General features: G+C 40.2%; 3 protein-coding genes and 1 pseudogene. 1 reads left to right on the top strand and 3 read right to left on the bottom strand.

The features are described from left to right. The coding region (gene tnpA, locus C6Y40_RS25530; RefSeq protein WP_420836920.1) for an IS66 family insertion sequence element accessory protein TnpA at positions 1–135 on the bottom strand (135 nt) is incomplete at its 3' end. A gap of 71 nt (positions 136–206) precedes the next feature. Between tnpA and C6Y40_RS07690 the strand changes: the two are divergent. After that, positions 207–581: pseudogene (locus C6Y40_RS07690) on the top strand (ISAs1 family transposase); the annotation flags it as partial. A gap of 72 nt (positions 582–653) precedes the next feature. Here C6Y40_RS07690 and C6Y40_RS07685 read toward each other — a convergent pair. Together C6Y40_RS07685 and C6Y40_RS07680 are read right to left on the bottom strand one after the other, a co-directional pair. Beyond that, positions 654–1,301, bottom strand: coding sequence for a beta-1,6-N-acetylglucosaminyltransferase (locus C6Y40_RS07685; protein ID WP_105934082.1), 648 nt, complete (start codon positions 1,299–1,301; stop codon positions 654–656). A 7-nt stretch (positions 1,302–1,308) separates the two neighbouring features. After that, a complete protein-coding gene (locus C6Y40_RS07680) occupies positions 1,309–2,070 on the bottom strand; it encodes an IS5 family transposase (RefSeq protein ID WP_105932999.1) in 762 nt (253 codons plus the stop codon). Positions 2,071–2,161 lie beyond the last annotated feature (91 nt).

Genomic DNA, 2,161 nt, shown 5'->3' with positions numbered 1-2,161 from the left:
TTTTTTACGCCACAGATAGAAGTTTGATACTGTTAACGCATGCTGTGCACAAAATTCACTGACTGTCAGTTCGCCTGCTGCTTGCTTATCAATCAATTCCTGCCATTGCTCGCGTGTTCGTCTTTTTGTTGCCATCGATTAAGTCTCCGTGAGTAAAATCTACGGGGACCATTTTACGGGGTAGCTCCGCCGGGAAAAGACGGTCTAAATTGATCGCTTACGGCGTTACGTTAAGCTATCGGCAGCCAAAAAACGGTAAAGAATCTTTGGAATACCGGTACTACATCAGTTCAGCCGCTTTAACTAAAGCACGCTTTGCCAACGCAGTGCGTAGTCACTGGGCAGTAGAAAACAGTCTTCATTGGGTCCTTGATGTCTCAATGAAAGAAGATGAATGCCAGATATATCGTGGCAATGCCGCCGAAATTCTCTCAGGGGCGAGGAAACTAGCCTTAAACATGCTTCGTGCGGAGACAACCAGAAAAGTGAGTGTGCCACGGAAACAGAAACGTGCGCATGGTAGCACTGATTATTTGGAAAAGGTGTTAGCGGCGGGTTTGGTAGCGTTGAACGATATTTGAACGTTCATGCTCTCACCCTGCATCGGTCTCAAACAAACCTATTGGTTAATCGCATATTACGCTTGGTATAAACTAAATATCAATCGAACTATTTAATTTTTCTAAAAACTCTATTAAATCTGCCGAGACAATAGGATCTATTTTTCTTGCAAATAATTTATCGCTTAGTCTAATTGCATCTGCATCTGTTTCATCCAATATTTTTGGAAGGCCACCAACTCTCCCTTTATTCTTGAAATCCGAATAATGTAAGTTACTACTGATCAGGCTTTTTGAGAGTTGATTATCTTCGACTAACTTCATAAGTATTGTTTGAAAAAAAGCCTCGTCTGGGTGGGCTGTATAACGAAAAAGCTCTTTGGCTCTAGATAACAAAGTTGTATTGTCAAATATTGTTTGAACGGTACTTCTTTTTAAGGAAAACCAATTGGCTCCAACATAAATAGCCATATCTTTAGGCAGTTCTCGTTTGGGGAGTTGTTTTGCAAAATTCAATGTATAGATAGATTCGTAATTGTTTTTACGAGTCTGAGGGTTGTAACTGTTGATATCCATCGGGTGGTAATCTGTAAAGCGTGAAACAAATCTATGGCTAGGGTCAACTGGCTGTTTGCCAATGTTTATATAATCGCAATCTTTTAAAATCACATCTTCAACTTGTTTCATAGATTTGGCTGGCCAGCATGCACCACTTAGGGCGTGTTGATCTTTTCTGTACATATTTTGCTCAACAATACATCGGCAGCCACATTAACATAAATGCCAGCGATACCATGCTGGCATAATTTCGCTCTAACTTATCGTATCTAGTTGAAATAGCTCGATATTGCTTAATTCTTGCAAATGCATTTTCAACCAAATGTCGGTATTTGTATAAGCACCAATCCATGCTTTTTTTATCAATATCTTGACCGTAATTCCGTGTAGCAATCACTGGTGTTCCACCGTGGTCACGAACAAAACAGCGGAATTGTTCGCTATCATAGCCTTTATCACAAACGACAGTGTTCACTTCATCAAGCTGTTCAACCAAACTATTCGCATGAACAACATCGTGGCGTTGACCTTCTGATAAGTCGAAACAAATCGGTAATCCTCCACTATCTACAGCTAAGTGAATTTTGGTTGAATTACCCCCACGACTTTTGCCTATTTGCTCTGAGCTTTCAGTTGCTGCTCCTGTGCTATGTTGATGTGCTCGAACTATCGAGCCATCAAGAAAGACCCACTCAAAATCAGCCATGCTAGATAAGCTTTTGAAAAGGTTATCTAAAATCCCTTTCTTTGACCAAAGATTAAATCGTCTGTATACGGTACTCCACTCTCCGAATTCAGAGGGCAGATCTCGCCAAGGAATACCAGTTCTCATTCGATAAAGTATTCCTTCAAATGTCATTCGATGTTCAGTTTTATCGTAAATACGGCCTGTACTTTTCATAACTTGAAGTAGCAGTTCCCATCGAATATCAGTTAGTATTGTTCTTGGCATGGTATTGGTTATGGTTTTACTTTTGGCGAAGCAAATTATAACCCTTTACCATGCTGTTTAAAAATTACTCACGAAAGATCAACACGCCCTA

Origin of the sequence: Marisediminitalea alba (assembly GCF_002993365.1) — a bacterium.
GTDB classification, from domain to species: domain Bacteria; phylum Pseudomonadota; class Gammaproteobacteria; order Enterobacterales; family Alteromonadaceae; genus Alteromonas; species Alteromonas alba.
The sequence above is the reverse complement of the archived record's forward strand: the minus strand, read 5'-3'. Positions and strand labels throughout refer to the sequence as shown.

What these genes read in the sequence shown, in the direction of transcription:
- C6Y40_RS07680 (WP_105932999.1), bottom strand. Translation starts at nt 2,070, where the DNA reads ATGCCAAGAACAATACTAACTGATATTCGATGGGAACTGCTACTTCAA.
- C6Y40_RS07685 (WP_105934082.1), bottom strand. Translation starts at nt 1,301, where the DNA reads ATGTACAGAAAAGATCAACACGCCCTAAGTGGTGCATGCTGGCCAGCC.